Annotated in this window: 25 protein-coding genes and 1 other RNA gene; 13 read left to right on the plus strand and 13 right to left on the minus strand. The window is 59.3% G+C overall.

The features are described 5' to 3' along the window. Window positions 1-98: 98 nt before the first annotated feature. The 5 genes from ppx to QMX84_RS20690 form a co-directional block, all read right to left on the minus strand. Entirely contained in the window at window positions 99-1,601 is a 1,503-nt protein-coding gene (gene ppx, locus QMX84_RS20670; RefSeq protein ID WP_262125573.1) for an exopolyphosphatase, read from the minus strand. A gap of 254 nt (window positions 1,602-1,855) precedes the next feature. Continuing rightward, complete coding sequence (locus QMX84_RS20675; RefSeq protein ID WP_048390478.1) at window positions 1,856-2,587, minus strand: amino acid ABC transporter ATP-binding protein; 732 nt, start codon at window positions 2,585-2,587, stop codon at window positions 1,856-1,858. Then, complete coding sequence (locus QMX84_RS20680; RefSeq protein ID WP_174479311.1) at window positions 2,574-3,224, minus strand: amino acid ABC transporter permease; 651 nt, start codon at window positions 3,222-3,224, stop codon at window positions 2,574-2,576. Before QMX84_RS20680 ends, QMX84_RS20675 begins: the two co-directional genes overlap by 14 nt. Continuing rightward, window positions 3,221-3,886: an amino acid ABC transporter permease gene (locus QMX84_RS20685; RefSeq protein WP_282364675.1), complete on the minus strand. Its 666-nt coding sequence runs from the start codon at window positions 3,884-3,886 to the stop codon at window positions 3,221-3,223. The genes QMX84_RS20680 and QMX84_RS20685 overlap by 4 nt, the downstream gene beginning before the upstream one ends. 20 nt (window positions 3,887-3,906) lie before the next feature. Further along, a complete protein-coding gene (locus QMX84_RS20690) occupies window positions 3,907-4,692 on the minus strand; it encodes a transporter substrate-binding domain-containing protein (protein WP_153335226.1) in 786 nt (261 codons plus the stop codon). 256 nt (window positions 4,693-4,948) lie between these two features. On the opposite strand from QMX84_RS20690, the gene QMX84_RS20695 reads away from it, so the two are divergent. From QMX84_RS20695 to QMX84_RS20730, 8 genes are all read left to right on the plus strand, one after another. Continuing rightward, on the plus strand, window positions 4,949-5,656 hold the full coding sequence (locus tag QMX84_RS20695; protein ID WP_262125574.1) for an FCD domain-containing protein: 708 nt from the start codon (window positions 4,949-4,951) through the stop codon (window positions 5,654-5,656). Between the two features lie 120 nt (window positions 5,657-5,776). Beyond that, window positions 5,777-6,106, plus strand: a complete 330-nt coding sequence (trxA, locus tag QMX84_RS20700; RefSeq protein ID WP_003206727.1) for a thioredoxin TrxA — start codon at window positions 5,777-5,779, stop codon at window positions 6,104-6,106. A 233-nt stretch (window positions 6,107-6,339) separates the two neighbouring features. Next, window positions 6,340-7,599, plus strand: coding sequence for a transcription termination factor Rho (gene rho, locus QMX84_RS20705; protein ID WP_281850183.1), 1,260 nt, complete (start codon window positions 6,340-6,342; stop codon window positions 7,597-7,599). 144 nt (window positions 7,600-7,743) lie between these two features. After that, a complete protein-coding gene (ubiD, locus tag QMX84_RS20710) occupies window positions 7,744-9,210 on the plus strand; it encodes a 4-hydroxy-3-polyprenylbenzoate decarboxylase (RefSeq protein WP_048390472.1) in 1,467 nt (488 codons plus the stop codon). Continuing rightward, window positions 9,210-10,178, plus strand: a complete 969-nt coding sequence (locus QMX84_RS20715; RefSeq protein WP_262125576.1) for a CDP-6-deoxy-delta-3,4-glucoseen reductase — start codon at window positions 9,210-9,212, stop codon at window positions 10,176-10,178. Before ubiD ends, QMX84_RS20715 begins: the two co-directional genes overlap by 1 nt. A gap of 250 nt (window positions 10,179-10,428) precedes the next feature. Beyond that, complete coding sequence (locus tag QMX84_RS20720) at window positions 10,429-11,076, plus strand: gamma-glutamylcyclotransferase (RefSeq protein WP_048390518.1); 648 nt, start codon at window positions 10,429-10,431, stop codon at window positions 11,074-11,076. Between the two features lie 142 nt (window positions 11,077-11,218). Next, window positions 11,219-11,884, plus strand: coding sequence for an energy transducer TonB (locus tag QMX84_RS20725; RefSeq protein WP_282364676.1), 666 nt, complete (start codon window positions 11,219-11,221; stop codon window positions 11,882-11,884). Window positions 11,885-11,977: 93 nt separating this feature from the next. Next, window positions 11,978-12,382 carry a flagellar basal body-associated protein FliL gene (locus tag QMX84_RS20730; RefSeq protein WP_123750973.1) on the plus strand — a complete coding sequence of 135 codons (405 nt, stop codon included), beginning with the start codon at window positions 11,978-11,980 and terminating at the stop codon, window positions 12,380-12,382. 104 nt (window positions 12,383-12,486) lie between these two features. Here the strand turns inward: QMX84_RS20730 and QMX84_RS20735 are convergent, their stop codons facing one another. The 4 genes from QMX84_RS20735 to QMX84_RS20750 all read right to left on the minus strand — a co-directional run bounded on the left by QMX84_RS20735 (window position 12,487) and on the right by QMX84_RS20750 (window position 17,972). Beyond that, window positions 12,487-13,605 carry an ABC transporter permease gene (locus tag QMX84_RS20735; RefSeq protein WP_048366886.1) on the minus strand — a complete coding sequence of 373 codons (1,119 nt, stop codon included), beginning with the start codon at window positions 13,603-13,605 and terminating at the stop codon, window positions 12,487-12,489. Next, window positions 13,605-16,340, minus strand: a complete 2,736-nt coding sequence (gene rbbA, locus QMX84_RS20740; RefSeq protein WP_282364677.1) for a ribosome-associated ATPase/putative transporter RbbA — start codon at window positions 16,338-16,340, stop codon at window positions 13,605-13,607. The genes QMX84_RS20735 and rbbA overlap by 1 nt, the downstream gene beginning before the upstream one ends. Next, window positions 16,337-17,302 carry an HlyD family efflux transporter periplasmic adaptor subunit gene (locus tag QMX84_RS20745; RefSeq protein WP_048366884.1) on the minus strand — a complete coding sequence of 322 codons (966 nt, stop codon included), beginning with the start codon at window positions 17,300-17,302 and terminating at the stop codon, window positions 16,337-16,339. The genes rbbA and QMX84_RS20745 overlap by 4 nt, the downstream gene beginning before the upstream one ends. 220 nt (window positions 17,303-17,522) lie before the next feature. Continuing rightward, a complete protein-coding gene (locus QMX84_RS20750; protein ID WP_282364678.1) occupies window positions 17,523-17,972 on the minus strand; it encodes an EVE domain-containing protein in 450 nt (149 codons plus the stop codon). Between the two features lie 196 nt (window positions 17,973-18,168). Here QMX84_RS20750 and QMX84_RS20755 point away from each other — a divergent pair, with 196 nt between their 5' ends. Then, window positions 18,169-18,318, plus strand: a complete 150-nt coding sequence (locus QMX84_RS20755; RefSeq protein ID WP_088500273.1) for a hypothetical protein — start codon at window positions 18,169-18,171, stop codon at window positions 18,316-18,318. Window positions 18,319-18,362: 44 nt separating this feature from the next. Here QMX84_RS20755 and QMX84_RS20760 read toward each other — a convergent pair whose 3' ends face one another. The 4 genes from QMX84_RS20760 to QMX84_RS20775 form a co-directional block, all read right to left on the minus strand. Then, on the minus strand, window positions 18,363-18,968 hold the full coding sequence (locus QMX84_RS20760) for a 5-formyltetrahydrofolate cyclo-ligase (protein ID WP_153326039.1): 606 nt from the start codon (window positions 18,966-18,968) through the stop codon (window positions 18,363-18,365). 89 nt (window positions 18,969-19,057) lie between these two features. Next, window positions 19,058-19,235, minus strand: a non-coding RNA gene (gene ssrS, locus QMX84_RS20765) — 6S RNA. Window positions 19,236-19,266: 31 nt separating this feature from the next. Next, window positions 19,267-19,584, minus strand: coding sequence for a cell division protein ZapA (locus QMX84_RS20770; protein ID WP_048366882.1), 318 nt, complete (start codon window positions 19,582-19,584; stop codon window positions 19,267-19,269). Beyond that, on the minus strand, window positions 19,581-19,790 hold the full coding sequence (locus QMX84_RS20775) for a TIGR02449 family protein (protein ID WP_048366881.1): 210 nt from the start codon (window positions 19,788-19,790) through the stop codon (window positions 19,581-19,583). The genes QMX84_RS20770 and QMX84_RS20775 overlap by 4 nt, the downstream gene beginning before the upstream one ends. A gap of 134 nt (window positions 19,791-19,924) precedes the next feature. Between QMX84_RS20775 and QMX84_RS20780 the strand changes: the two genes are divergently transcribed. From QMX84_RS20780 to QMX84_RS20795, 4 genes are all read left to right on the plus strand, one after another. Beyond that, window positions 19,925-20,488, plus strand: a complete 564-nt coding sequence (locus tag QMX84_RS20780; RefSeq protein WP_153326037.1) for a YecA family protein — start codon at window positions 19,925-19,927, stop codon at window positions 20,486-20,488. A gap of 29 nt (window positions 20,489-20,517) precedes the next feature. Then, window positions 20,518-21,852: a Xaa-Pro aminopeptidase gene (gene pepP, locus QMX84_RS20785; RefSeq protein ID WP_262125585.1), complete on the plus strand. Its 1,335-nt coding sequence runs from the start codon at window positions 20,518-20,520 to the stop codon at window positions 21,850-21,852. Next, window positions 21,849-23,036 (plus strand): 2-octaprenyl-6-methoxyphenyl hydroxylase, encoded by a 1,188-nt coding sequence (gene ubiH, locus QMX84_RS20790; protein ID WP_153326033.1) that lies wholly within the window; start codon window positions 21,849-21,851, stop codon window positions 23,034-23,036. The genes pepP and ubiH overlap by 4 nt, the downstream gene beginning before the upstream one ends. Window positions 23,037-23,122: 86 nt before the next feature. Continuing rightward, a complete protein-coding gene (locus QMX84_RS20795) occupies window positions 23,123-24,343 on the plus strand; it encodes a 2-octaprenyl-3-methyl-6-methoxy-1,4-benzoquinol hydroxylase (protein ID WP_262125588.1) in 1,221 nt (406 codons plus the stop codon). The last annotated feature ends 82 nt before the right edge of the window (window positions 24,344-24,425 follow it).

The raw sequence follows: 24,425 nt of genomic DNA on the forward strand, positions 1-24,425 counted from the left end.
GGCTTGCTCGCGATTCAGGCGGCGCGGTGTTTCAAACAAACCGCGTCGATCCCATCGCGAGCAAGCCCGCTCCCACATGTGTTTGAAAGCAGGGCGACTTACGAAATAGTCAGCACTATCCCGACGCGCGTCAGCCACTGAGCTTCTTGTTCGAAGTCGGCCTGGGTCAGCGGGTTCTGTTCCAGCCAGCCGTCAGCAAAGATCACCTCAAGGTGATCGCCATCGGCGCGCAGCTTCACTTGCGACGCTTCCTGGTTGCCACGGATGTGGTAGAACAAAATCGCAAAACGCAGCAGCACGCACAGGCGGATCAGCTTGATGCCTTCGGCGCCAAACTCGGCGAACTTGTCTTTTGGAATGTTACGGCGATGACCGCGCACCAGCAGCGCGAGCATTTGCTGGTCTTCGCGTGAGAAACCGGCAAGGTCAGAGTGCTCGATCAGGTAAGCACCGTGCTTGTGGTAGTGGTAGTGGGCAATGTCCAGGCCGACTTCATGCACTTTGGCTGCCCAACTCAGCAGCTCACGCCAGACCCCGTCTTCGAGTTCCCATGACTTGGCCACTTGGTCAAACGCGCGCAGGGCTTTGCGTTCAACCCGTGCGGCTTGTTCCAGATCAACGTGGTAGCGCTCCATCAGCGAACTCAAGGTGCGCTCGCGCACGTCTTCGTGATGATGGCGACCTAACAGGTCGTAGAGCACGCCCTCACGCAGCGCGCCGTCGCAGTGGTCCATGCGTTGCAATTCAAGGGCGTCAAAAATTGCCTCAAGAATCGCCAGTCCGGCCGGGAAAATCGCCCGACGGTCTGGCTTGATGCCTTCGAAGTCGATTTTGTCCACTTCGCCCAGCTTGAACAGCTTGCGCTTGAGCCAGGCCAGGCCCTCGGCATTCACTTCGCCTGCACCGTGGCCGCCGGCTTTGAGGGCAAGGCCAATGGCGCGGATGGTGCCGGAAGAGCCGATGGCTTCATCCCACGTCAGGCGGTGCAGTGCGTGCTCAATGCTCATGAGCTCAAGGCGCGCCGCGGTGTATGCCTGGGCATAACGTGCCGGGGTAATCTTGCCGTCGCGGAAGTAACGCTGGGTGAAGCTCACGCAGCCCATCTGCAGGCTTTCGCGCAGCAGCGGCTCAAAACGTTGGCCGATGATGAATTCGGTACTGCCACCGCCGATGTCGGCCACCAGGCGCTTGCCCGGTGTGTCAGCCAGGGTGTGTGAGACGCCCAGATAAATCAGGCGCGCTTCTTCACGTCCAGAAATGACTTCTACGGTGTGGCCCAGGATTTGTTCTGCGCGCACGATAAATTCATTGCGGTTGCGGGCTTCACGCAAGGCGTTGGTGCCCACGATGCGCACGGCGCCCAAGGGCATGCCTTTGATCAATTGCGCAAAACGCTTCAAGCAATCGAGGCCACGCTGCATGGACTCTTCGTTGAGGTGGCGTTCTTCGTCGATACCGGCAGCCAGCTGTACCTTATCGCCAAGACGTTCAAGAATGCGGATTTCGCCGTTCTGAGCCTTGGCCACCACCATGTGAAAGCTGTTAGAACCCAAGTCTATAGCGGCGATCAGGGACGGATTCTTGCTTTTGGATTGGGGCATGTTTGAGGAGTCTCGGTCGATAACTTCGCCATCGTGCCACGATCAAACGCTCGCGCCAACGCGTGATGTGCGATGCATTGATATGGAGCACGTAAGAGATGACGTTAGCTTGTTCCTGACAACTCGTATTTTTAAAACGATCTAATTTTTGTCACACATCCCCTGTAAAAGCCCCCTTTAACTGTAGGAGCGAGCTTGCCTCGCGATCTTCTCACCCCTTAAAAGATCGCGAGGCAAGCTCGCTCCTACAGCGTCTAGACCTCAACCGAACCGATAAAATTCGCCAGCTCAGGGGTTTTCGGGTTGGCGAACAGCACTTTGGGGTCGCCCACTTCATGCACCTTGCCCTGGTGCATAAACACCAGTTTGTCGCCGACTTCGCGAGCGAAACGCATTTCGTGGGTCACCATAATCAGCGTCATGCCCTCGCGGGCCAATTGGCGCACCACGTTGAGCACCTCGTTGACCAGTTCAGGGTCGAGCGCTGAAGTGATTTCGTCGCACAGCAGCACTTTGGGCGACATGGCCAGCGCCCGGGCAATGGCCACGCGTTGTTGCTGCCCGCCCGACAGGCGTTCGGGGAAGGCATCGAACTTGTCGCCCAGGCCCACACGTTCCAGCATCTCGCGGGCCAGTTGCGCGGCCTTGGCCTTGGGCACTTTTTGCACCACTTGCGGGGCCAGCATGACGTTTTCGCCGACGCTCAAGTGCGGGAACAAATTGAACTGCTGAAACACCATGCCGACTTTCTGGCGCAGGCTGCGCAAGTCGGCGCGGGCGGCGTCCATGTATTCGTCATCGACTTCAATAACCCCGTCGTTAATCGACTCCAGGCCGTTCAAGGTTCTCAGCAGCGTACTTTTGCCCGAGCCGCTGCGGCCAATGATCGCGACCACCTGGCCTTGCTCAACGCTCAGGTCGATGCCTTTAAGCACGTGATGGTCGCCGTAGTATTTATGCAGGGCGGTAACTCTAAGCAGAGGCATGCAGTCTCCTTTCCAGATAGCGCGCACTGAGCGACAAGGGGTAGCACAAGAGGAAGTAACCGAGCGCCACCAGCCCGTAGACCATAAAAGGCTCAAAGGTGGCGTTGGCCAGCATGCTGCCGGTCTTGGTCAGCTCGGTGAAACCAATGATCGAGGTGACGGCGGTGCCTTTGATCACCTGCACCGAAAACCCCACAGTGGGCGCGATGGCCACCCGCAAGGCCTGCGGCAAAATCACGTAACGCAATTGCTCCAGCGGGCTTAGCGCCAGGCTGGCCGACGCTTCCCACTGGCCATTGGCAATGGATTCGACGCTGCCGCGCCAGATCTCTGCCAGGTAAGCGCTGGTAAACAGCGTCAGCGCCAGGGCGGCGGCCATCCACGGCGAAATGTCGATGCCGAGCAAGGCGATGCCAAAAAAGATCAAGAACAGTTGCATCAGCAAGGGCGTGCCCTGAAACAACTCTATATAGCCGCGTGCCAGTGTGCGAGCGAAGCGGCTCTTGGAGATGCGCATCAGCAGCACCAGCAGGCCGATCAGGCCACCACCGATAAAGGCCACAACTGACAGCGCGACGGTCCATTGCAGGCCCGCCAGCAAATTGCGCACGATGTCCCAGAAGGTAAAGTCCATCAGCGACTCCTGCTCAGGTAGCGGCGGCCGAAGGCATTCAGTAACTGGCGAATCAACAGCGCCATGCACAGGTAGATCAGGGTGGTCAGGGCGTAGGTCTCAAAGGCCCGGAAGTTGCGCGACTGAATGAAATTGGCGAAAAAGCTCAGCTCTTCGGTGGCAATTTGCGAACACACCGCCGAGCCGAGCATCACGATGATGATTTGGCTGCTCAGTGCCGGCCACACCTTGGCAAGCGCGGGCTGCAAGACCACATAGCGAAACGCCTCAAAGCGCGACATGGCCAGCGCCGCGGCGGCTTCCAGTTGCCCTTTGGGGATGGCCTGAATGCCAGCGCGAATAATCTCGGTGGAGTAAGCGCCGAGGTTAATCACCATGGCCAGCGCCGAGGCTTGCCATTCGCTGATGTGCACGCCAAGACCCGGTAAGCCGAAGAAGATAAAAAACAACTGCACCAAAAACGGTGTGTTGCGAATCACTTCAACGTACAGACCAAACAGGGCGGCGAAAGGGCGGATGTTCCAGGCCCGGACCACCGCGCCGACAATCCCCAGGCTGAAGCCAAACAGCGTGCCGATGGCGGTCAGTTCCAGGGTGAACAAGGCGCCGCGCAGCAACAGGTCAGTGTTTTGCAGGACCGGTAAAAAGTCGAACTGATAAGCCATGATGACCTCGTTGCGGGTGATCAGAGGTCGGCTGGCAGCGGCTCTTTAAGCCATTGCAGCGCATTCTTTTCCAGGCTGCCGTCGGCTTTGGCGGCGCTCAGAATCTGGTTCACCTTGTCCAGCAGCTCAGGCTGGCCCTTGTTGACCCCGACATACACCGGCGAGTCCTTGAGCTTTAGCTTCATGGCCGGGATACGTTTGGGGTTACGTTCGCTGATGGTTACCATCACCACGTTGCCGCTGGCGATCAGGTCCACTTGCCCGGCCAGGTAGGCGGCGATGGTCGAGTTGTTGTCTTCAAAGCGTTTGATCGTGACACCGGCAGGCGCCACGTTGGTCAGCTCGATGTCTTCAATGGCGCCACGAGTGACGCTGATGGTTTTACCTTTGAGGTCATCCAGCGTCTTGATTTCTGCGTCTGGCGGGCCAAATACGCCGAGGTAGAAGGGCGCGTAGGCGTGGGAGAAGTCGATGACTTTCTCGCGATCCGGGTTTTTACCCAGGCTGGAAATCACCAGGTCGACTTTGCCCGTGGTCAGATACGGCACGCGGTTGGTGCTGTTGACCGGGGTGAGTTCCAGTTTGACCTTGAGCTGGTCGGCCAACAGTTTTGCCGTATCAATGTCCAGGCCGCGGGGTTTCATGTCGGGGCCGACCGAACCAAACGGCGGGAAGTCTTGCGGGACGGCAACCTTCAAGGTGCCGCGAGCCATCACGTCATCAAGGTCATTGGCCTGGGCCGGTGCCTGAAACAGCACCAGGCTGGCGAACATGGCACATATCAGGGCGCTGTAGCGCTGGGTCATGGCAACTCTCCAAAACGGGCGGACGGTGATGTCTGCTATCGAACAGAGCACAGGCCATGCCAACAGCGGTTTCAGGGCTGGGAGGCCGGGTTCAGAAGGCTTGCGGCGGTCGGACTGGTCTGAACAGTTGCCTGGCTTTTTGCACCTCAATCGGGCGTTGCGTACACGGCTTGAACCGCCGTGGGGCGTGACTTGCCGAGCGCCGGCAATAGCTTTACAACTACGTTCCAACCTCAGCCGATCAAGTCGATTTGTGATGAATTCAAGCGCACGCGCGGTACCCGAAGTGGCGCTGTTGGCCATTCGTAAACTGATCGATGAGCGCGGCTTTGTGCCGGGGGATGCATTGCCTTCGCAGCGCGATCTGGCGGTGCAGTTGGGGGTCAGCCGGGCGTCATTGCGTGAGGCGCTGTCGTCATTGAGTGCGTTGGGCGTGGTCAGCGTCCAGCCCGGCAAAGGGGTGTACGTGCAAACGGTGGGTGAGCCCGCAGCGATCGCTACTGCGTCTGACTGGCCTTTTGCGGCGCAGGCCTGCCCTGAGGACATCTTTCAATTGCGTTACGCGCTGGAAGGGTTGGCGGCGGGGTTGGCCGCCGTGAGGCTGACCCGTGATGAACTCGACGTGCTGCAAGACAATGTCGAGGCCATGCGCCTGGAGTTGCGCGCCGAGAACTTTGCCCTGGCGGCGCAACTGGACTTTGAGTTTCATCAGATTATTTTGCGCGCCAGTGGCAACCAGACCATGGCGAATATTCTGATAACCCGGGCCGATATCTTTCTTGAAAGCCAGAAATTGCCCTTTATTCGCCCTGAGCGCGCGATGGAAACCTGGCAAGAACACCGCAAAATCCTTCGCGCATTGGCGCGCCACGCCAGCGGGCCTGCGCACAAAGCCATGAGCGAGCACATACGCCAGGCGGCTTCACGCACCGGGATCGCATTTGTCACCTCCGGCGTGTTTTGAAAGGGCTCATACTCAGGCTCATGTGCGGCCATAGTAATAGACAATCATCCGTCAGCTTCCTGAACGCGGTGATGACGGCTATGATGTGCTACGTTTTTGCTTACAACCACGGAGACTTCCATGAGCAGCGATCTTATTAAACACGTTAGCGACGCTAGCTTTGAGGCCGATGTTCTCAAGGCTGAAGGCGCTGTATTGGTCGATTACTGGGCTGAATGGTGTGGCCCTTGCAAAATGATCGCGCCAGTTCTGGATGAGATCGCCGAGACTTACAAAGGCAAGCTGACTGTTGCCAAGCTGAACATTGACGAAAACCAGGAAACCCCTGCCAAGCACGGCGTTCGTGGTATTCCAACGTTGATGCTGTTCAAGAACGGCAACGTTGAAGCCACCAAGGTCGGTGCGCTGTCGAAGTCGCAGCTGGCTGCATTCCTCGACGCTAATATCTAAGCGTTGTTAAAAGCCCCGCAAATTGCGGGGCTTTTTCATGGCTCAAGGACTAGACGCTATGAAACTCAAGTGGTACATTCGGCCCCGCACTGGTTTCTCCACTGCCCCCTGCAAGCCGTCGCCGACGCACTCCTTATCGAATTAGTACGCGATCCTGTCGCCTTCTCTGCGGCGCGGCCTCATTAAGCCAAAAGCTTAATTTCCCCCTCCATAAATGATTACGTCATTCCTATATGAACCTGACTGAACTCAAGCAAAAGCCGATTACCGAACTGCTCGAATTGGCCGAACAGATGGGCATAGAAAATATGGCCCGTTCGCGCAAGCAGGACGTGATTTTCTCCCTGCTGAAAAAGCACGCGAAAAGCGGCGAGGAAATCTCCGGTGATGGCGTGCTGGAGATCCTCCAGGACGGCTTCGGCTTCCTCCGCTCTGCTGACGCCTCTTACCTGGCCGGCCCGGACGATATCTACGTCTCGCCTAGCCAGATTCGACGTTTCAACCTGCGCACCGGCGACACCATCGTCGGTAAAATTCGCCCGCCAAAAGAAGGCGAGCGTTATTTCGCACTGTTGAAAGTCGACACGATCAACTTCGATCGTCCAGAGAACGCGAAAAACAAGATTCTCTTCGAGAACTTGACCCCGCTGTTCCCGACCGTACGCATGAAGATGGAAATCGGTAACGGTTCCACCGAAGATTTGACCGGTCGTGTGATCGACCTCTGCGCCCCGATCGGTAAAGGTCAGCGCGGTCTGATCGTTGCTCCGCCTAAAGCGGGCAAGACCATCATGCTGCAGAACATTGCGTCGAACATTTCGCGTAACAACCCGGAAGTGCACTTGATCGTTCTGTTGATCGACGAGCGCCCGGAAGAAGTAACCGAAATGCAGCGTACCGTGCGCGGCGAAGTGGTTGCCTCCACCTTCGACGAGCCGCCAACCCGCCACGTGCAGGTTGCCGAAATGGTGATCGAGAAGGCCAAGCGCCTGGTCGAACACAAAAAAGACGTGGTGATCCTGCTCGACTCCATCACCCGTCTGGCCCGTGCCTACAACACCGTGATCCCGAGCTCCGGCAAGGTATTGACCGGTGGTGTTGATGCCCACGCCCTAGAGAAACCAAAGCGTTTCTTCGGTGCTGCGCGAAACATCGAAGAAGGCGGCTCGCTGACCATTATCGCCACCGCACTGGTTGAAACCGGTTCGAAGATGGACGAAGTGATCTACGAAGAGTTCAAAGGCACCGGCAACATGGAACTGCCTCTGGACCGCAAAATCGCTGAAAAACGCGTCTTCCCGGCGATCAACATCAACCGTTCCGGCACCCGCCGTGAAGAGTTGCTGACCGCTGACGACGAGTTGCAACGCATGTGGATCCTGCGCAAGCTGTTGCACCCGATGGACGAAGTGGCAGCCATCGAGTTCTTGATCGACAAGCTGAAGCAGACCAAGACCAACGATGAGTTCTTCCTGTCGATGAAGCGCAAGTAAATCGCCGGAAGTTAAGCAAGAGCCGGGGAAACCCGGCTTTTTGCTGTCTAACCTTTCTTGATTTTGGGCAGCTCTCCCTTCTGATCACGCGGCTTGGGCGCTACACTCGGTGCCCCAACGCCACGGCCAACATGAGGCTCAAGCATGCAGTACCGCGACTTACGTGACTTTATCAGCGGCCTGGAACAGCGCGGCGAACTCAAGCGCATCCAGGTTCCGGTGTCACCCAAACTGGAAATGACCGAAATCTGCGACCGCACATTGCGCGCCAAAGGTCCGGCCTTACTGTTTGAAAACCCGGTGGGTCACGATATCCCTGTGCTCGGCAACCTGTTCGGCACGCCAGAGCGCGTGGCCCTGGGCATGGGCGCTGACTCGGTGAGTGAGCTGCGTGAAATCGGTAAGCTGCTGGCGTTTCTGAAAGAACCCGAGCCGCCTAAAGGTCTGAAAGACGCGTGGTCCAAGTTGCCGATCTTTCGCAAGATCATTTCCATGGCCCCGAAAGTCGTCAAAGACGCGGTGTGCCAGGAAGTGGTCATCGAGGGCGACGATGTCGATCTCGGCCTGTTGCCGGTTCAGCATTGCTGGCCGGGAGACGTGGCGCCGCTGATTACCTGGGGCCTGACCGTCACCAAAGGTCCGAACAAGGACCGCCAGAACCTGGGCATTTATCGCCAGCAGGTGATTGGCCGCAACAAAGTCATCATGCGCTGGTTGAGCCACCGTGGCGGTGCGCTGGACTACCGTGAGTGGTGCGAAAAACATCCCGGTACACCGTTCCCGGTGTCCGTGGCGCTGGGCGCTGACCCGGCCACCATTTTGGGCGCCGTCACCCCCGTGCCAGACAGCTTGTCTGAATATGCCTTCGCCGGGCTGCTGCGCGGCAACCGCACCGAGCTGGTGAAGTGCCGTGGCAACGACCTGCAAGTGCCGGCCACGGCTGAAATCATCCTTGAAGGCGTGATCCACCCCGGTGAAATGGCCCCGGAAGGCCCGTATGGCGACCACACCGGTTACTACAACGAGGTCGACAGCTTCCCGGTGTTCACCGTTGAACGCATCACCCATCGGATCAAACCGATTTACCACAGCACCTACACCGGCCGTCCACCGGATGAGCCGGCGATTTTGGGCGTGGCACTCAACGAAGTGTTCGTGCCGATTCTGCAAAAGCAGTTTCCGGAAATCACGGATTTTTACCTGCCGCCAGAAGGCTGCTCGTACCGCATGGCAATTGTGACCATGAAAAAGCAGTACCCGGGGCACGCCAAGCGCGTAATGCTCGGTGTGTGGTCGTTTTTGCGCCAGTTCATGTACACCAAGTTCGTTATCGTCACCGACGACGACATCAACGCGCGCGACTGGAACGACGTGATCTGGGCCATCACCACACGCATGGACCCCAAGCGCGACACGGTGATGATCGACAACACGCCTATCGACTACCTCGACTTTGCCTCGCCGATTTCGGGCCTGGGGTCGAAGATGGGGCTGGATGCAACCAACAAATGGCCAGGCGAAACCTCCCGCGAATGGGGTCGGGTCATCGTCAAGGATGAGGCCGTGACTCGCCGGATCGATGACATCTGGAATCAATTAGGAATAGATTGATGCGTGTAACCTTGCAGCCTTCAGGCGCCGTATTGGACACCTTGCCTGGCGAGCGGATTCTGGATGCGGCGCAGCGCCTGGGCTATGAATGCCCGCAAAGCTGCCGCAATGGTAATTGCCACGTGTGCGCAGCCTTGCTGGTTGAAGGGCAGGTGGAGCAGGCGGGTGAAGTGCGTGACCATGGCGAGGTCTACACCTGCCTGGCGGAGCCGCTGGAAGACTGCGTGGTGTTGTGGGATGGCGTCCTTGCGTTGGGAGAATTACCGGTGCGTAGTCTGGCCTGTCAGTTGACCGAATGTGTCGAGTTGGGTGGTGATGTGTGGCGGGTGCGCTTGCGTGCACCGGCGGGCAAACTGCCGCGTTATCACGCCGGGCAATACGTGATGCTGGAGCGTGAAAACGGCGAGAAGTCGGCGTTTTCACTGGCCAGCGCACCGCACTCGGGGCGCGACCTTGAACTGCACGTGCTGGTGCGCGAAGACAGCGCCCGCAGCCTGATCGAGCAATTGCAACGCAACAACATGATCCGTCTGGAGCTGCCGTTTGGCGACACGCACTTGTCTGAATTGCCGGACGGGCCGCTGGTGCTGATCGCCGCGGGCACCGGCATGGCGCAAATGCACAGCCTGATCGAGCATTGCCGTGCCAAAGGGTTCAAGCATCCGGTGCATTTGTACTGGGGCGTGCGTCGTCCTGAAGACTTTTATACGTTGGAAGAGTGGGATGCCTGGCAGCAGATCCCCAACCTGTTCTTGCACAAAGTCGTTAGTGATTTGTGCGGCTGGGAAGGGCGTTGCGGGTTGTTGCACGAAGCGGTGTGTGAAGACATCAGCGACCTTAGCGCTGTCTCGGTGTATGCCAGCGGCTCGCCTGCCATGATCTACGGCACCCTCGACGCGCTGGTTGAAGCGGGCATGGACGCGCACCAAATGCGCGCTGATGTGTTTGCCTACGCGCCCCGTCCTTGACGTAACCCCGTCTTCGACGCCGCTCTGTCGCGCAGCAAGCAGGCCACCGATAATCGTCAGCATCCCCCAATCAGTTCCTTCTCCCTCCGGGAGAGGGCTAGGGTGAGGGGCTCTTGATTTACAAGAAATCGGATTACTGGCCGCCATACGTCTTGCCGTGCGGGTTATTTCATTTTTACTGCTATAAGATTCATAACGTTATTTTCTAGTACGCCGCATGCAATGCCTGTAGGACTCCATGCCTTCTGTGATAACTGTTTCTGAATCAGCGTGTACAAACGTGATTTACCCTCCGCGACTCGATCTTGGGGCGCCCCTGACCCCAGAACAACTTCAGCAATCCTTGCAGGCCACCATGGCGTGCCATCAAGGCGGTCCGGTCTGGCTGTTCGCCTACGGCTCGCTTATCTGGCGCCCTGAATGCACAGCTGTCGAGCGGGTGCGGGGCCGGGTGCATGGCTACCATCGCGGCTTGTATTTGTGGTCCCACGAGCATCGAGGCACGCCGCAACTGCCCGGCCTGGTCTTTGGTCTGGACCGTGGCGGCTCGTGCAGTGGCTTTGCCTATCGCCTGCCTGAAGACAACCTTGAAGCGGCGCTCAACGCCTTGTGGCGGCGTGAAATGCCCGTGCCTTCCTATCGGCCGCACTGGCTGAACTGCCGGCTTGAAGACGGTAGCCAGGTCCAGGCGTTGGGGTTTGTACTGGAACGGCATTTGCCCAGCTACGCGGGCAACCTCCCGGACGGCGTACTCAGCCAGGTGCTGGCCAATGCCAGCGGGCGCTACGGCACCACCCGCGACTACGTCGAACAGACCATCAGCGCCTTGCGCAGCCACGCCATGCCAGACCGCAACCTGGAGGCGCGCCTCAAGCGCTGTGTGTTGGCCAAGCCGTAAGGGTTAGTTTGAGGGGTCTGTCCGTTTAATCGGAGCCATCCCACAACAGGATCAGAGCCCATGGGCTGAGAAACCTGGCGACACACTCCTATCATGCTTCCCCTCTGTGCTCATGTGAGCGCAGCGTCCGGGGGGGAAGGTGATGAAAGGCTTAGTCGGGTTTATGGTGATGTTCATGACGCTGAGTGCGTGGGCAGAGACGTGGCTCCCTGATGTTAAGCACATGGTCAAGCCTGAATACCCCATGGAGCTCCGGCGCATGGGCTTGACCGGGATGGTGCAGGTCAAGGTTGACGTCAACGCCGATGGCACGGTGGCCAATCCGAAAATCGTTTACAGCACCCACCCTCTCTTTGCCGGCGCAGCCCTTAAGGTCATGGGTGAGTGGCGGTTCGCGAGTCGGCCGTTGACCGGCGATAACCCGCAACAGTTAGTCGTCTCTGTGCCATTGATGTTTGAGATTGAACGTGAGCGCCGAGCTAAACGCACGGAGGGGCTGCAAAATATTGCCACCGCCACCTGCCTTCAACTCAACCGGGAGATGAGTCACTACCTTCGCAGGGATCTGTATATGCCGCTGGCGGAACTGACATTGTTTGAACTCACACAAAAGCACTTGATGGACGGGTTTTTTGCGGAGAAGTACGACAATGAATCGTTAGCGCTGGGGTTATTCGACCTTTCCCAAAGCATGCTCAACGTGACGAATATCTGTCAGCGCAAAATCAGCCGCAAATTTGTCGACCTGCTACCGCCCAGCGTCAAAGCCTTGTTGGAGTCCGGGGGTATGGCGATTAAACGCGAGTAAACCTACGGCTTTTGCAGCGCTGGCCGATAACGGTAGACAGGTTCGTAAGCTGCCCCGGTATGCTTACCGCCATCTCGAACAAAGGAGCGAACTGTGAAAGCGTGGATTGTATTGCTGCTGGCTCTGACCTTGCCGATGACGGCGCTTGCCGAAGACGCTGCAGAAGGCGCCGCGAAGGTCAGCTACATCACCATGAGCCCGCCGTTTGTGGGCAATTACGGGCTGGACGGTAGCGCAAAGCTCAAGGTGTACAAGGCCGATATCTCGCTGCGCGTATCGAGTGACGAAGCGGCGAAGGCGGTCAAGGCCAATGACGCGTTGATCCGCAACCAGTTGGTGGGCTTGTTTACCCAGCAAACCAGCGAGAGCTTGGGCAGTGTCGAAGCCAAAGAAAAAGTGCGCCAGGAAGCACTGAAACAAGTGCAGCAAGTCATGACGGACGAGACCGGCAAGCCAATGGTGGAAGACCTGCTGTTCAATAATTTGATTGTTCAGTAAACGATTCGCGCTGAATTGCAAACTGTAGGAGCGAGCTTGCCTCGCGATCTTTTTAAAAAGTCAAAAGATCGCGAGACAAGCTCGCTCCTACAAGAGTTAAGGCCTTACGACGCTAAACTCTTGCGGAACCGCGCCAGCGCGACGGCAAAGAACACCAGGCCAATCGCCGTCAGGGCCAGCAGGTCGGGCCACACCACATCGACCCCCGCCCCCCGGAACAAGATAGCCGCGCTCAAGCTCACAAAGTGGGTGGAGGGCGAGCATTGCATGACCCATTGCAGCCATTCGGGCATGCTGTCCAGCGGCGTGCTGCCGCCCGAGAGCAGCAGCATGGGGATGATCACCGGGATCGCCAACAGACCAAACTGCGGTGTTGAGCGGGCCAGCGTAGCGAGGAAGATCCCCAGCGCGGTACTGGCAAACAGGTACAGCGCGGTGACCATCAAAAACAACGCCAGCGAACCCGACAGCGGCACGCCCAGCGCCCATTTAACGATGATCTCCAGTGACAGCCAGGTGCACACCACCACGACCAGCATGTTGCTCCAGATCTTCGCGAGCATGATTTCCAGTGCGGTCAGCGGCAACACCAGCAAGTGGTCGAGGGTGCCGTGTTCACGCTCACGCAGCAGCGCGGTCCCGGTCAGCACGATGGCCAAAATGGTGATGTTGTTGACGATTTGAATCACCGCCAAAAACCAGCCGCCTTCCAGGTTCGGGTTGAATAATGGGCGGCTGCTGATCAGTGCCGGGGCTTTCGCACCCGCGTTGGCTTGCCCGGCGTAATCGAGCAGTTCGCGCTGGAAGATCTGCCCGATATACCCCGCGCCCATAAACGCCTGGCTCATGGCGGTGGCATCCACGTTGAGCTGCACAGCAGGCTCGCGGCCGGCCAGTAAATCGGCCTGGAAGTTGGCGGGTACGTTAATCACGAAGGTGTATTCGCCTTTGTCCAATGCCTCATCGAGTTGGTCATAGGGCAGGGCTTGCGGGGTTTTGAATTCCGGGGGCAGCAGCGATTCACTGAGCTTGCGTGACAGCGCGCTGTGGTCTTCGTCGATGATCGCCACGCTGGCGTTGTGCACGCCAATGATGGAGCCCGCCGCCGGCATGTAAATCGCCACCGTAAAGGCGTACAGCAAGAACAACAGCAACACGCTGTCGTGACGCAGGCTGGTGAGTTCTTTGAGGCCAAGGCGCAGGATGTGCGAGAGCTTATGCATCAGACCTCCTGCTTCTTGAGCATGATCAGGCTCAGGCCGGTAAAGGCGACGAAGAACCCGAACAGCGCCAGGCATTGCGGCCATAGCTGGCGAAGGTCCAGCGCCTTGGTGAAGGTGCCTACGGCAATATCAAGGAAGTGCCCGGCGGGGAACAACATGCCCATGAGCGCCGCTGAACCGTCGAGCGAAGAGCGCGGCACGATTAGCCCGGAGAATTGAATAGTCGGCAGGCTGGTGATGATCATGGTGCCCAGGATGGCGGCAATCTGGGTGCGGGTGAACGCCGAAATCAGCAGCCCCATGCTGGTGGTCGACAGCACATACAGCACGCCGCCCAACGCCAGGGTGAGGCCGCTGCCTTTAAACGGGACGCCAAACAGCCAGCGGTTCATGGCCACCAGCAACGCCAGGTTGACCAGACTGACCGCCAAATACGGCGCCTGTTTGCCCAGCAAAAATTCCAGGCGGGTCAACGGCGTGGCGTAGAAGTTGGTAATGGAGCCCAGCTCCTTTTCACGCACGATCCCAAGCGCGGTGAGCATGGCCGGGATAAACGCGAGGATCAGCGCCATCACGCCGGGGCCGATGGCGTTCACGCTGATAACGTCCTGGTTGTAACGGAAACGCACTTCGAGCTTGGCCGCAGACTGTTTGTTTTGCGCCAGGCTGCTCAGGGCGCTCAGCTGTTCGAGGTTGCCCTGGTGGACCGCCTGGACGTAGCTGCGGCTGGTTTCTGCACGAAACGGCATGCCGCCATCAATCCAGGCTGCCACCGTGGGTTGACGCCCGGCATACAGGTCGCGGCCAAAGCCCGGCGGTATCTCCAGGGCGATTTTGATCTCGGAACGTTGCAAGCGTTTGTGCAGTTCTTCGGCGCTCTGAATGGGCTTGTGCTCTTCGAAATAGCGCGAACTGCGGAACGCCTCAAGGTAGGCCCGGCTTTGCGGTGTCTGGTCCTGGTCGTAGACGGCGAACGCGAGGTTTTCCACGTCCAGCGAAATGCCATAGCCAAAGATCACCATCATGAACACGGCGCCCAGCAAGGCGAAGGCCATGCGCACCTTGTCGCGCAACAGCTCTTTGGATTCACGGCTGGCCACGGCAATCAACCGCGTCAGGCTGAACCCGCTCTTGCTCGGTGGGGGCGGCGCATGGGCGGCTGGCGCGGCGATGGCTTCGGAGTCGGGCGGCGGGGCGGTGGCGCCCTGATCGTTTTGCGCCTGCTCAAGGCACGTCACAAACGCGGCTTCCAGGGTTTCACCCTTGAACTGCTGTTGCAGCGCATCGGGCGTATCGCAGGCCAGTACCTTGCCCGCGTGCATCAACGAGATGCGGTCGCAGCGCTGGGCTTCGTTCATAAAGTGGGTCGACAAAAAGATCGTCACCCCCTGGTCCCGCGACAGCTCTATCAACAGCCGCCAGAAGTCATCGCGAGCAGCGGGGTCAACGCCGGAGGTTGGTTCGTCGAGGATCAGCACTTCGGGGCGGTGCAGCACGGCAACCGCTAAAGACAAACGCTGACGCAGGCCCAGCGGCAATTCGCCGGACTGTTGATCGGCGACGTCGCCCAGGTCAAACCGCTCGATAAGCTCTTCGATGCGTGCCTGGCTTTCGTCCTTGGGCAGGTCGAATAACTGTGCGTGCAGCACCAGGTTCTGGCGCACGCTCAACTCGCCGTACAGCGAGAAGCTTTGCGACATAAAGCCGACGCGCTTGCGGGTGGCCAGGTCTTTGGCGTTCACCGGGTTGCCCAGCAGTTTGGCGCTGCCTTCGGTGGCCGGCATCAAGCCGGTCAGCACTTTCATAGTGGTGGTTTTGCCGCAGCCGTTGGAGCCCAAAAAGCCGAAAATCTCCCCTCGGCCAATGGCAAAACTGACTTTGTTTACCGCGGTGAAATCGCCGAACTTAAGCGTCAGATCGTGGGCTTCAATGGCAATGTCGCTGTTGTCGCCGACCAGGGGCGGAATCACCAGCGGCTCGTTGCTGTGGCCACTGTCGCCCTGGTAGTGGGTAAAGGCTTCATCCAGCTTGCCGTTGGGCGATGCGGCGGCCAGCTCTTCGCTCAAGCCTGCGGCAATCAGTTTGCCCCGGTCGAGCATCAGGCAGTGTTCAAATTGCTCGGCCTCTTCCATGTAGGCCGTGGCCACCAGCAGCGTCAGTTGCGGGCGCTGGCTGCGTACGTCTTCGACCAACTCCCAAAAGCGCCGCCGCGACAGCGGGTCAACGCCGGTGGTGGGTTCATCGAGAATCAGCAAATCAGGCTCGTGGATCAGTGCGCAGCACAGCCCGAGCTTTTGTTTCATGCCGCCCGAGAGCTTGCCCGCCGGGCGATCGGCGAAGCGCTCCAGGTCAGTTGCCTTGAGCAACTGCTCCATGCGTTCTTCGCATTCTTTTTTAGACAGACCGAACAGCGTGCCGAAAAAGCGGATGTTTTCACTGATGGACAATTCGGGGTAGAGGTTGCCGCCCAGCCCTTGGGGCATAAAGGCAATCAGCGGGTACAGCGTGTTGCGGTGATGGCGGTCATCAATCGGGCCGCCCAGTACCTCAAGGGTGCCTTGCTGGAGTTTTTTGACCCCGGCAATCAGCCCGAGCAGGCTCGATTTGCCCGCGCCATCCGGGCCAATCAGGCCGCAACGGGTGCCTTTGGGCAGGCTGAACGCGACGTCGATCAGCGCCTGTTGTTTGCCGTACCAGTGGTTGATGCCACTGGCGTTGAGCGCCAAGTCGCTCATTGCAGATTAGCCGGCCAGTCCACATCGGCGGTTCGCACATAGCCTGCACCCGGCATGCCTGGCTTGGCCTGGGGCACGGCCTCAGGATCGGTCAGGCGCAATTTGACGCGGAACACCAGTTTTTGGCGCTCATCGCGGGTTTCAACTTCTTTGGGGGTGAACTGTGATTTGGCCGCGACAAAGGAAATCTTGGCAGGCAACGCCTGATCGGGCAGGGCATCGAGCACGATACGCGCCTCGGCGCCTACGGTCAGTTTGCCGACCACGGCGGCGGGCAGGTACAGGTTCATGTACTGGTCGCTCGGGTCGATCATCATGAACACCCGGCCACCCGAACCCAGCACTTCACCGGGCTCGGCCAGGCGCAACTGGATCACGCCGTTGATAGGCGCGCGCAAGCTGCTGTCTTCGATTTCGCTGGTGAGTTGCGCCACTTGGGCTTCGCTGGACGCGATGGCCGCTTTGGCGGCGGCGACCTGGGCCTGGGCGGCGGTCACAGCGGCATTGCTGGTGTCGAATTGGGCTTGCTGCTGGTCGACTTGCTGGCCGCTGGCAAAGCCGCGTTGCGACAGTTGGCGGGTGCGCTTGAGTTCCTGGCTGGCCAGCAGTTTTTCGCTCTGGCGCAATTGCACGTTGGCCTCGTTGGCGGCCATGGCCTGGCGGGCGCGCTGCACTTCGGCCTGGGCCTGGACGCGGCTGGCCTCCAGCGTGCGGGTGTCCATGCGGGCCAGCAATTGGCCCTTGGTCACGCGGTCACCTTCATCAACCAGCACTTCGGCCAAGCGGCCGGGGATCTTGGCGGCGATCTGGACTTCTGTGGATTCAAGTCGGCCATTGCCCATGCTGATGCCTTCGGGGAGCCGGTCATGCTGGGATTTCCAGTAACCAAACCCGCCTGCTGCCACCAGCAGAATCGCCAAAGGGATAACGAAATAATGGGAAATGCGGTGATTCTTCGACATGCCGACATCCTGGTCACAGAGCGCTCTAGTTTGACGGTTTCAAGGCGCAGGGCACTTGATGCCAGTCAAAGGAAGTCAGTAGCGTAGACGCTAAAAGCGAATGTTGCCTGTAGTCGCTGCCGAAGGCTGCGAAGGGTTGCGGAGCAACCCGTTTTCTCAACGTCGCTGCGACCCAAATCGCAGCCTGCGGCAGCGACTACAGGTGGACTTGCAGGTGGGGCTACAGCAACCCCATCACCACCGCCCATTGTTCGGCCGTCACCGGCATCACCGATAAGCGACTGCCTTTTTGTACCAGTGGCATTTCAGCCAGTGCAGTTTGCTGTTTCAGGTAGTCGAGCTTGATCACCTTGGGGAAGGTGTGCACGTGGGCGACTTGCAGTGCGCTCCACGGGTTTTTCTCGGGGCTGGCCTTGGGGTCGAAATAATGGCTTTCGGGATCGAGGGCGGTCGGATCCGGGTAAGCGGCCTGGGCGATTCGGCCGACGCCAGCGATACCCGGCTCCGGGCAGCTTGAGTGATAAAAGAAAAACTCGTCGCCCACGGCCATGGCACGCATGAAATTGCGCGCCTGATAGTTGCGCACGCCGTCCCAGCGAGCTTCGCCGATCTTCTGCAAGTCCTTGATTGAAAACTCGTCAGGCTCGGATTTCATCAACCAATAGGCCATTCTTTCGACTCCTGAAACATGGCGTAGTTATTTTGCCGGGCAACATTTGGTTAAACCGACAATCGGTTGACACCAGCGTTTGCGTGTCTGTTCGTGTTGCCTCAGAATGCCGCCATTTTAAGCTTGACGTTGCTGCACGGCCTATAACAAAAACCGTTGCTGTCATCGTGTTGATGTGCCTGAAGGGGGGCAATCGATGAAACGCAAACCGGATTTACTGTGGGTGCTGGTTATTTTGTTCGGTCTGGGCGTGGTGACAACCGGTTATGCGCAAAGCCTCTGGTCAACTTCAAACGATTCACCGATTGAACTGGCGCAACAGCAAGTACAACCTTTCAAACGCTAACCACTCATGAACGAAGGCATCGCAGCAACGTGATGCCTTGAGGGTCAGTGCGCGACGTACCACTGCGTGTCCGAGACCGTGCCGTGTAACGGTACATCCCAGCTGGCTTGAGCCAGACTCCCGACTTTTTGACATTCATGGGCCAGGCCCAGCAGCGTCGGTTTGCGCCAGCTTTGGCGGCGCGCCAGGTACGCGAGGCTGCGGTCATAAAAACCGCCGCCCATGCCCAGTCGGCCACCCTTCGCATCAAACCCCACCAACGGCAGCAACACCAGGTCCAGAGCCCAGACTTTGCGTTGGCGTGCGCGATTGATGCGCGGCTCCAGGATCCGGAAGCGGTTGGGGATCAGCTTTTCGCCCGGCGCATAACGCTGGAACACCATCTTGGTTCTGGGCCAGGCGCTGAGCACCGGCAGGTAGGTGATCTTGCCCCGGCGCTGTGCTTCACGCAGCAACAGGCGCGGGTCGATTTCACCGTCGGTGGGCAGGTACAGCGAGATGTGTTTGGCGCGGCGAAACAGCGGATGCTGTGCCAATTGCCGATACAGGCCACGGGCTGCCTGACGTTGCTCGCACGGCGACAATTCGCGGCGGGCTTTACGCAGCAGTCGGCGAAGTTGCGGGCGGGAGGGCGTCGCAGGTTCGGTCATGATGGCGTGCTGTTCGAGGTCGAGCCCACCGGGCGGTTGGCTCGTAGTCAGCCAATGCCAGCAGCAGGCTGGCATTGCACTTGGAAATCAGGCTCCCCGACGTACCGCTGTCGGCTTGGCCCTTGAACCCGAAAGTTCAAGGTGGAAGTTGCAGTAGACCTTAAGGCTTTCCGTCTAGCGGACATGCACACCGGCCCAACGTGCAAGCTCCAGGGTATTGCGAATCGGCTCAGGGACATCGCTAACTGGCGAATACTCCAGGGAGTGGCGAGAGTATACCCCAAAGAAACGTTTTGAATCAGCTCTGACGTTCGTTCGGATCAGTGGCCAGCACCAGATCGACGCGATCGAGCAGGTCGCGGACGTGTTCACGCGTTGCGCTGCTGGTCTGTACTTCGGGTGTTTCCTGCTTGTGCAGCAGGTCGTGGGTGATGTTGAGTGCGGCCATCACGGCGATACGGTCAGCCCCGATGACTTTGCCGCTGCTGCGGATCTCACGCATCTTGCCGTCCAGGTAACGTGCAGCACTCACCAGATTGGCGCGCTCTTCCTGGGGGCACATGATCGAATACTCTTTATCGAGGATGTGTACGGTGACGCTACTGCTTGTACTCATGAGTCTTGCTCCAGGGCTTTGAGACGCGAAATCATCGATTCCACCTTGTTCCGGGCGATTTCGTTTTTTTCAATGAGGTGCGCGCGTTCTTCGCGCCAAGTCTTTTCCTGAGCTACTAAGAGTCCGTTTTGGCGTTTAAGTTGCTCGACTCGTGTAATCAGCAACTCGAGTCTAGCCATCAGTGCATGCAGGTCGCTGTCTTCCATTGTGTCCTACTGTGTATTTTCTGATGGAGGGTGACTGCCAAGCCAGTTGACGCCTCGATGGTCTAGCCCGTCTGCCGATGCTAGGATACAAGGCCTCCATTCTAGACATAGCGCCGCTTGGCGCCTAGCTGACCATGCCTATTCAGAACTCCCCGTATCACGCCTTTGCCAACCTGCTGTCTACCAGCGGCCACACTGTTTCGCCTGCAGAACTGCATGGCCTGTTGCTGGGTCGCAGCGCGGCTGGCGCCGGCTTCGATCACGACGGCTGGCTGGCTGACGCGACCGAACTGTTCCAAAGCGAAAATGAAATCAGTGACAACGTACGCAATGCCTTGATCGGTTTGCAAGAGATGGTCAAGGGTGAACTGACCGGTGACGACATGACCGTCGTGCTGCTGTTGCCGTCCGATGACGTGCCGCTGGCCGAGCGCGCGGCTGCGCTGGGCGAATGGTGCCAGGGTTTCCTGGCCGGTTTTGGCCTGAACTACCGTGACAATGCTTTGAGCGAAGAAGGCAAGGAAGTGTTGCAGGACCTGGCCGCCATTGCCCAGGTGCAAGACGCCCTGGAAGAGTCGGATGACGGCGAAAGCGACTACATGGAAGTCATGGAATACCTGCGCGTCGCGCCGTTGCTGCTGTTCACCGAGACCAAAAAGCCTGCCGAGGCTGCTGCTGCGAAACCTTCGCTGCACTGATTGATCTTCAAGAAGGAATCCGTCTGCCCATGATCCATATCCCGAAATCGGAATACACCCGCCGCCGCAAGGCGCTCATGGCGCAGATGGAGCCCAACAGCATCGCGATCCTGCCCGCTGCCGCAGTGGCTGTGCGCAATCGCGACGTTGAATATGTGTACCGCCAGGACAGCAACTTCCAGTACCTGAGCGGTTTCCCCGAGCCACAGGCGGTGATCGTCCTGATCCCCGGTCGTGCCCACGGCGAGTACGTGCTTTTTTGCCGCGAACGCAATGCCGAACGCGAATTGTGGGACGGTTTGCGCGCCGGGCAAGAGGGCGCCATGCGTGACTATGGCGCGGACGATGCCTTCCCGATCACCGATATTGACGACATTTTGCCGGGGCTGATTGAAGGCCGCGACCGGGTGTATTCGGCGATGGGCAACAACCCCGAGTTCGACCGCCACCTCATGGAGTGGATCAACACCATTCGCTCCAAGGCCAGCCTCGGCGCCCAGCCGCCCAACGAATTCGTTGCGCTGGATCATCTGCTGCATGACATGCGTCTGTATAAATCGGCGGCAGAGATCAAGGTCATGCGCCACGCGGCGCAAATATCGGCCCGCGCGCACATCCGTGCGATGCAGGCCAGCCGCGCCGGGCTGCACGAGTACAGCCTGGAGGCCGAACTGGATTACGAATTCCGTAAAAGTGGCGCGAAAATGCCGGCTTACGGCTCGATCGTCGCATCGGGTGATAACAGCTGCATCCTGCACTACCAGGAAAACGACGCCCCGCTCAAGGACGGCGACCTGGTGCTGATCGATGCGGGCTGCGAGATCGACTGCTACGCCAGTGACATCAGCCGTACGTTCCCGGTAAGCGGTCAGTTTTCCCCCGAGCAAAAAGCCATCTATGAGCTGGTGCTGGCCGCGCAGGAAGCTGCGTTCAGCGAAATCGCGCCGAACAAACACTGGAACCAGGCCCACGAAATAACCGTTCAGGTGATCACCGCCGGGCTTGTTGAACTGGGCCTGTTGCAAGGCGACGTTGACGAGCTGATTGCCAGCGAAGCCTACAAAGCGTTTTACATGCACCGGGCTGGCCACTGGCTGGGGCTCGATGTGCATGACGTTGGCGAATACAAAGTGGGCGGTGAGTGGCGCGTGCTGGAACCCGGCATGACCCTGACCGTTGAGCCCGGCATCTACATCAGCCCGAACAACCCGCACGTCGCCAAAAAATGGCGCGGGATTGGCGTGCGCATCGAGGACGACGTGGTGGTCACCAAAAATGGCTGTGAAATCCTGACTGGCGACGTGCCCAAAACCGTCGCCGAGATTGAAGCCTTGATGGCGGCCGCACGGGCGAACGCGGCATGAGTCGCGTGCATCTGGCAATTATTGGCGGTGGCCTGGTCGGTGCCAGCCTGGCCCTGGCGTTGCAAGCGGGTGCCAAGGCGCGCGGCTGGAAGATCGTGCTGATCGAACCCTTCGCCCCCGGCAACACCTACCAGCCGAGCTACGACGCCCGTTCATCGGCGCTGAGCTATGGCGCCCGGCTTATTTATGAGCGCTTGGGCGTGTGGGAATCGATTGTTGAACGGGGCGAGCCGATCAAAGACATTCACGTGTCCGATCGCGGGCGTTTCTCTACCGCGCGCTTGTCGGCCAGCGATGAAGGCGTGCCCGCACTCGGGTACGTGGTCGAAAACGCCTGGCTCGGCCAATGCCTGTGGAAAAGTCTGGACCCGGACGTCATCAGTTGGCGATGCCCGGCTGAAGTTATCCACATGCAGCCGCTTGAGGATGGCTATCGCCTGACTCTCAATGATGAAACCACCCTCGATTGCGACTTGGCGGTGCTGGCCGATGGCGGGCGTTCCGGCCTGCGCGAGCAGTTGGGCATTCATGTGCGCAAGCGGCCTTATGACCAGAGCGCGCTGATCGCCAACATCACCACCAGCCAGCCCCATGACGGCATGGCGTTTGAGCGTTTTACCGACGAAGGGCCGATGGCCTTACTGCCGTTGCCCGACAACCGCTGCGCGCTGGTCTGGACCCGCCTGGGCATGGACGCTCAGCGTCTGGCGGCACTCGATGAGCGCAGTTTCCTCAGCGAGTTGCAGGCTGTATTTGGCTATCGCCTGGGCACTCTTGAACAAGTCGGCGCACGCCACTTGTACCCGCTGGTGCTGGTTGAGGCCGAAGAGCAGGTGCGTCCGCACCTGGTGGTGCTGGGCAACGCGGCGCACAGCCTGCACCCGATTGCCGGTCAGGGCTTCAACCTGTCGTTGCGTGACGCCCAGGCGTTGGCCGATGCCTTGCTGACCAGCGAGCAAAAGCCCGGCGAGCTGGCCACCTTGCTGAGTTATCAACAACGTCAACAGCTGGACCAGCAGTTGACCATTGGCTTCTCCGATCAAGTGACGCGGCTTTTTGGCAGTGACCAGACGCTGATTTCGTTTGGCCGCAATCTGGGGTTGCTGGGCCTCGATGTACTGCCGCCTGCCAAGCGCTGGTTTGCCCGTCAGGCCATGGGCCTGGGCACGCGCGCAGACAGCTGATAGCGGCCGGGGCGTTTACTGTGCCCCGTGTCGACCCTTTTTAGATGCGGCGCAGGCCGCTAGCGAGACAGGCTTAAAGCATGGAAATGCGCGCAGATGTGCTGATTGTCGGGGCCGGAATGGTCGGAAGCGCTTTGGCGCTGGCGCTCAAAGACAGCGGGCTGAACGTGGTGCTGCTCGACGGCAGCCCGCTCAGCGTCAAACCCTTCACCGCTCAAGACACCTTTGAACCCCGGGTCAGCGCCTTGTCGGCCGCCAGCCAGCGCATCCTGCAACGCCTCGGCGCCTGGGAGGGTATTCGCGCACGGCGCACCAGCCCGTACTCGCACATGCACGTGTGGGACGGCAGCGGCACCGGGCACATCCACTTTTCGGCGGCCAGTGTGCACGCTGACGTGCTGGGCCATATCGTTGAAAACCGTGTGGTGCAGGACGCGTTGCTGGAGCGTCTGCAAGACTCCGACATCCAGATGCTGGCCAATGCACGCCTTGAACAAATGCGCCGTTCGGCTGACGACTGGCTGCTGACCCTGGCCGATGGCCGCACCTTGCGCGCGCCGCTGGTGATCGCCGCCGATGGCGCGAACTCGGCTGTGCGCCGTCTGACCGGCTGTGAGACCCGCGAGTGGGATTACCAGCATCACGCCATCGTCACCAGCGTGCGTTGCGCACAGGCGCATCAGCAGACCGCCTGGCAGCGCTTCACCGACCATGGCCCGCTGGCGTTTTTGCCGCTGGAGCGCGAAGGGCAGCAAGACTGGTGTTCAATCGTCTGGTCGACTACCCCGGAACAAGCGCAGGCGTTGATGGCGCTGGACGACGAGGGGTTTTGCCGCGAACTGGAATTTGCCTTTGAAGGCCGCTTGGGCACGGTGCTCAGTGCCGACCCACGAGTGTGCGTGCCGCTGCGCCAACGCCATGCCAAACGCTACGTGGCCGAAGGCCTGGCGCTGATCGGTGATGCGGCGCACACCATTCACCCGCTGGCCGGGCAGGGCGTGAATTTGGGCTTTCTGGATGCCGCCGTGCTGGCCGATGTACTGCTGCACGCGGCGGACCGTGGTGAGCGACTGGCCGATGTGCGGGTGCTGAGCCGCTACGAGCGGCGGCGCATGCCCCACAACCTGGCGCTGATGGCGGCCATGGAAGGCTTTGAACGCTTGTTCCAGTCGGACTCGCTGACGGCACGGCTGGTGCGCAACACCGGCTTGAAATGGGTCAACCAAATGCCCGAAGCCAAAGCCCTGTTCGTGCGCCAGGCGCTGGGCCTCACCGGCGACCTGCCGCCGCTGGCCAAGGCTTTGTAGGAATACATCTAATCGAACGCGGATCCTGTAGGAGCGAGCTTGCTCGCGATCTTTTAAAGACCAAAAGATCGCGAGCAAGCTC

Source organism: Pseudomonas sp. PS01297, from assembly GCF_029959305.1.
Taxonomy (GTDB): Bacteria; Pseudomonadota; Gammaproteobacteria; order Pseudomonadales; family Pseudomonadaceae; genus Aquipseudomonas; species Aquipseudomonas helleri.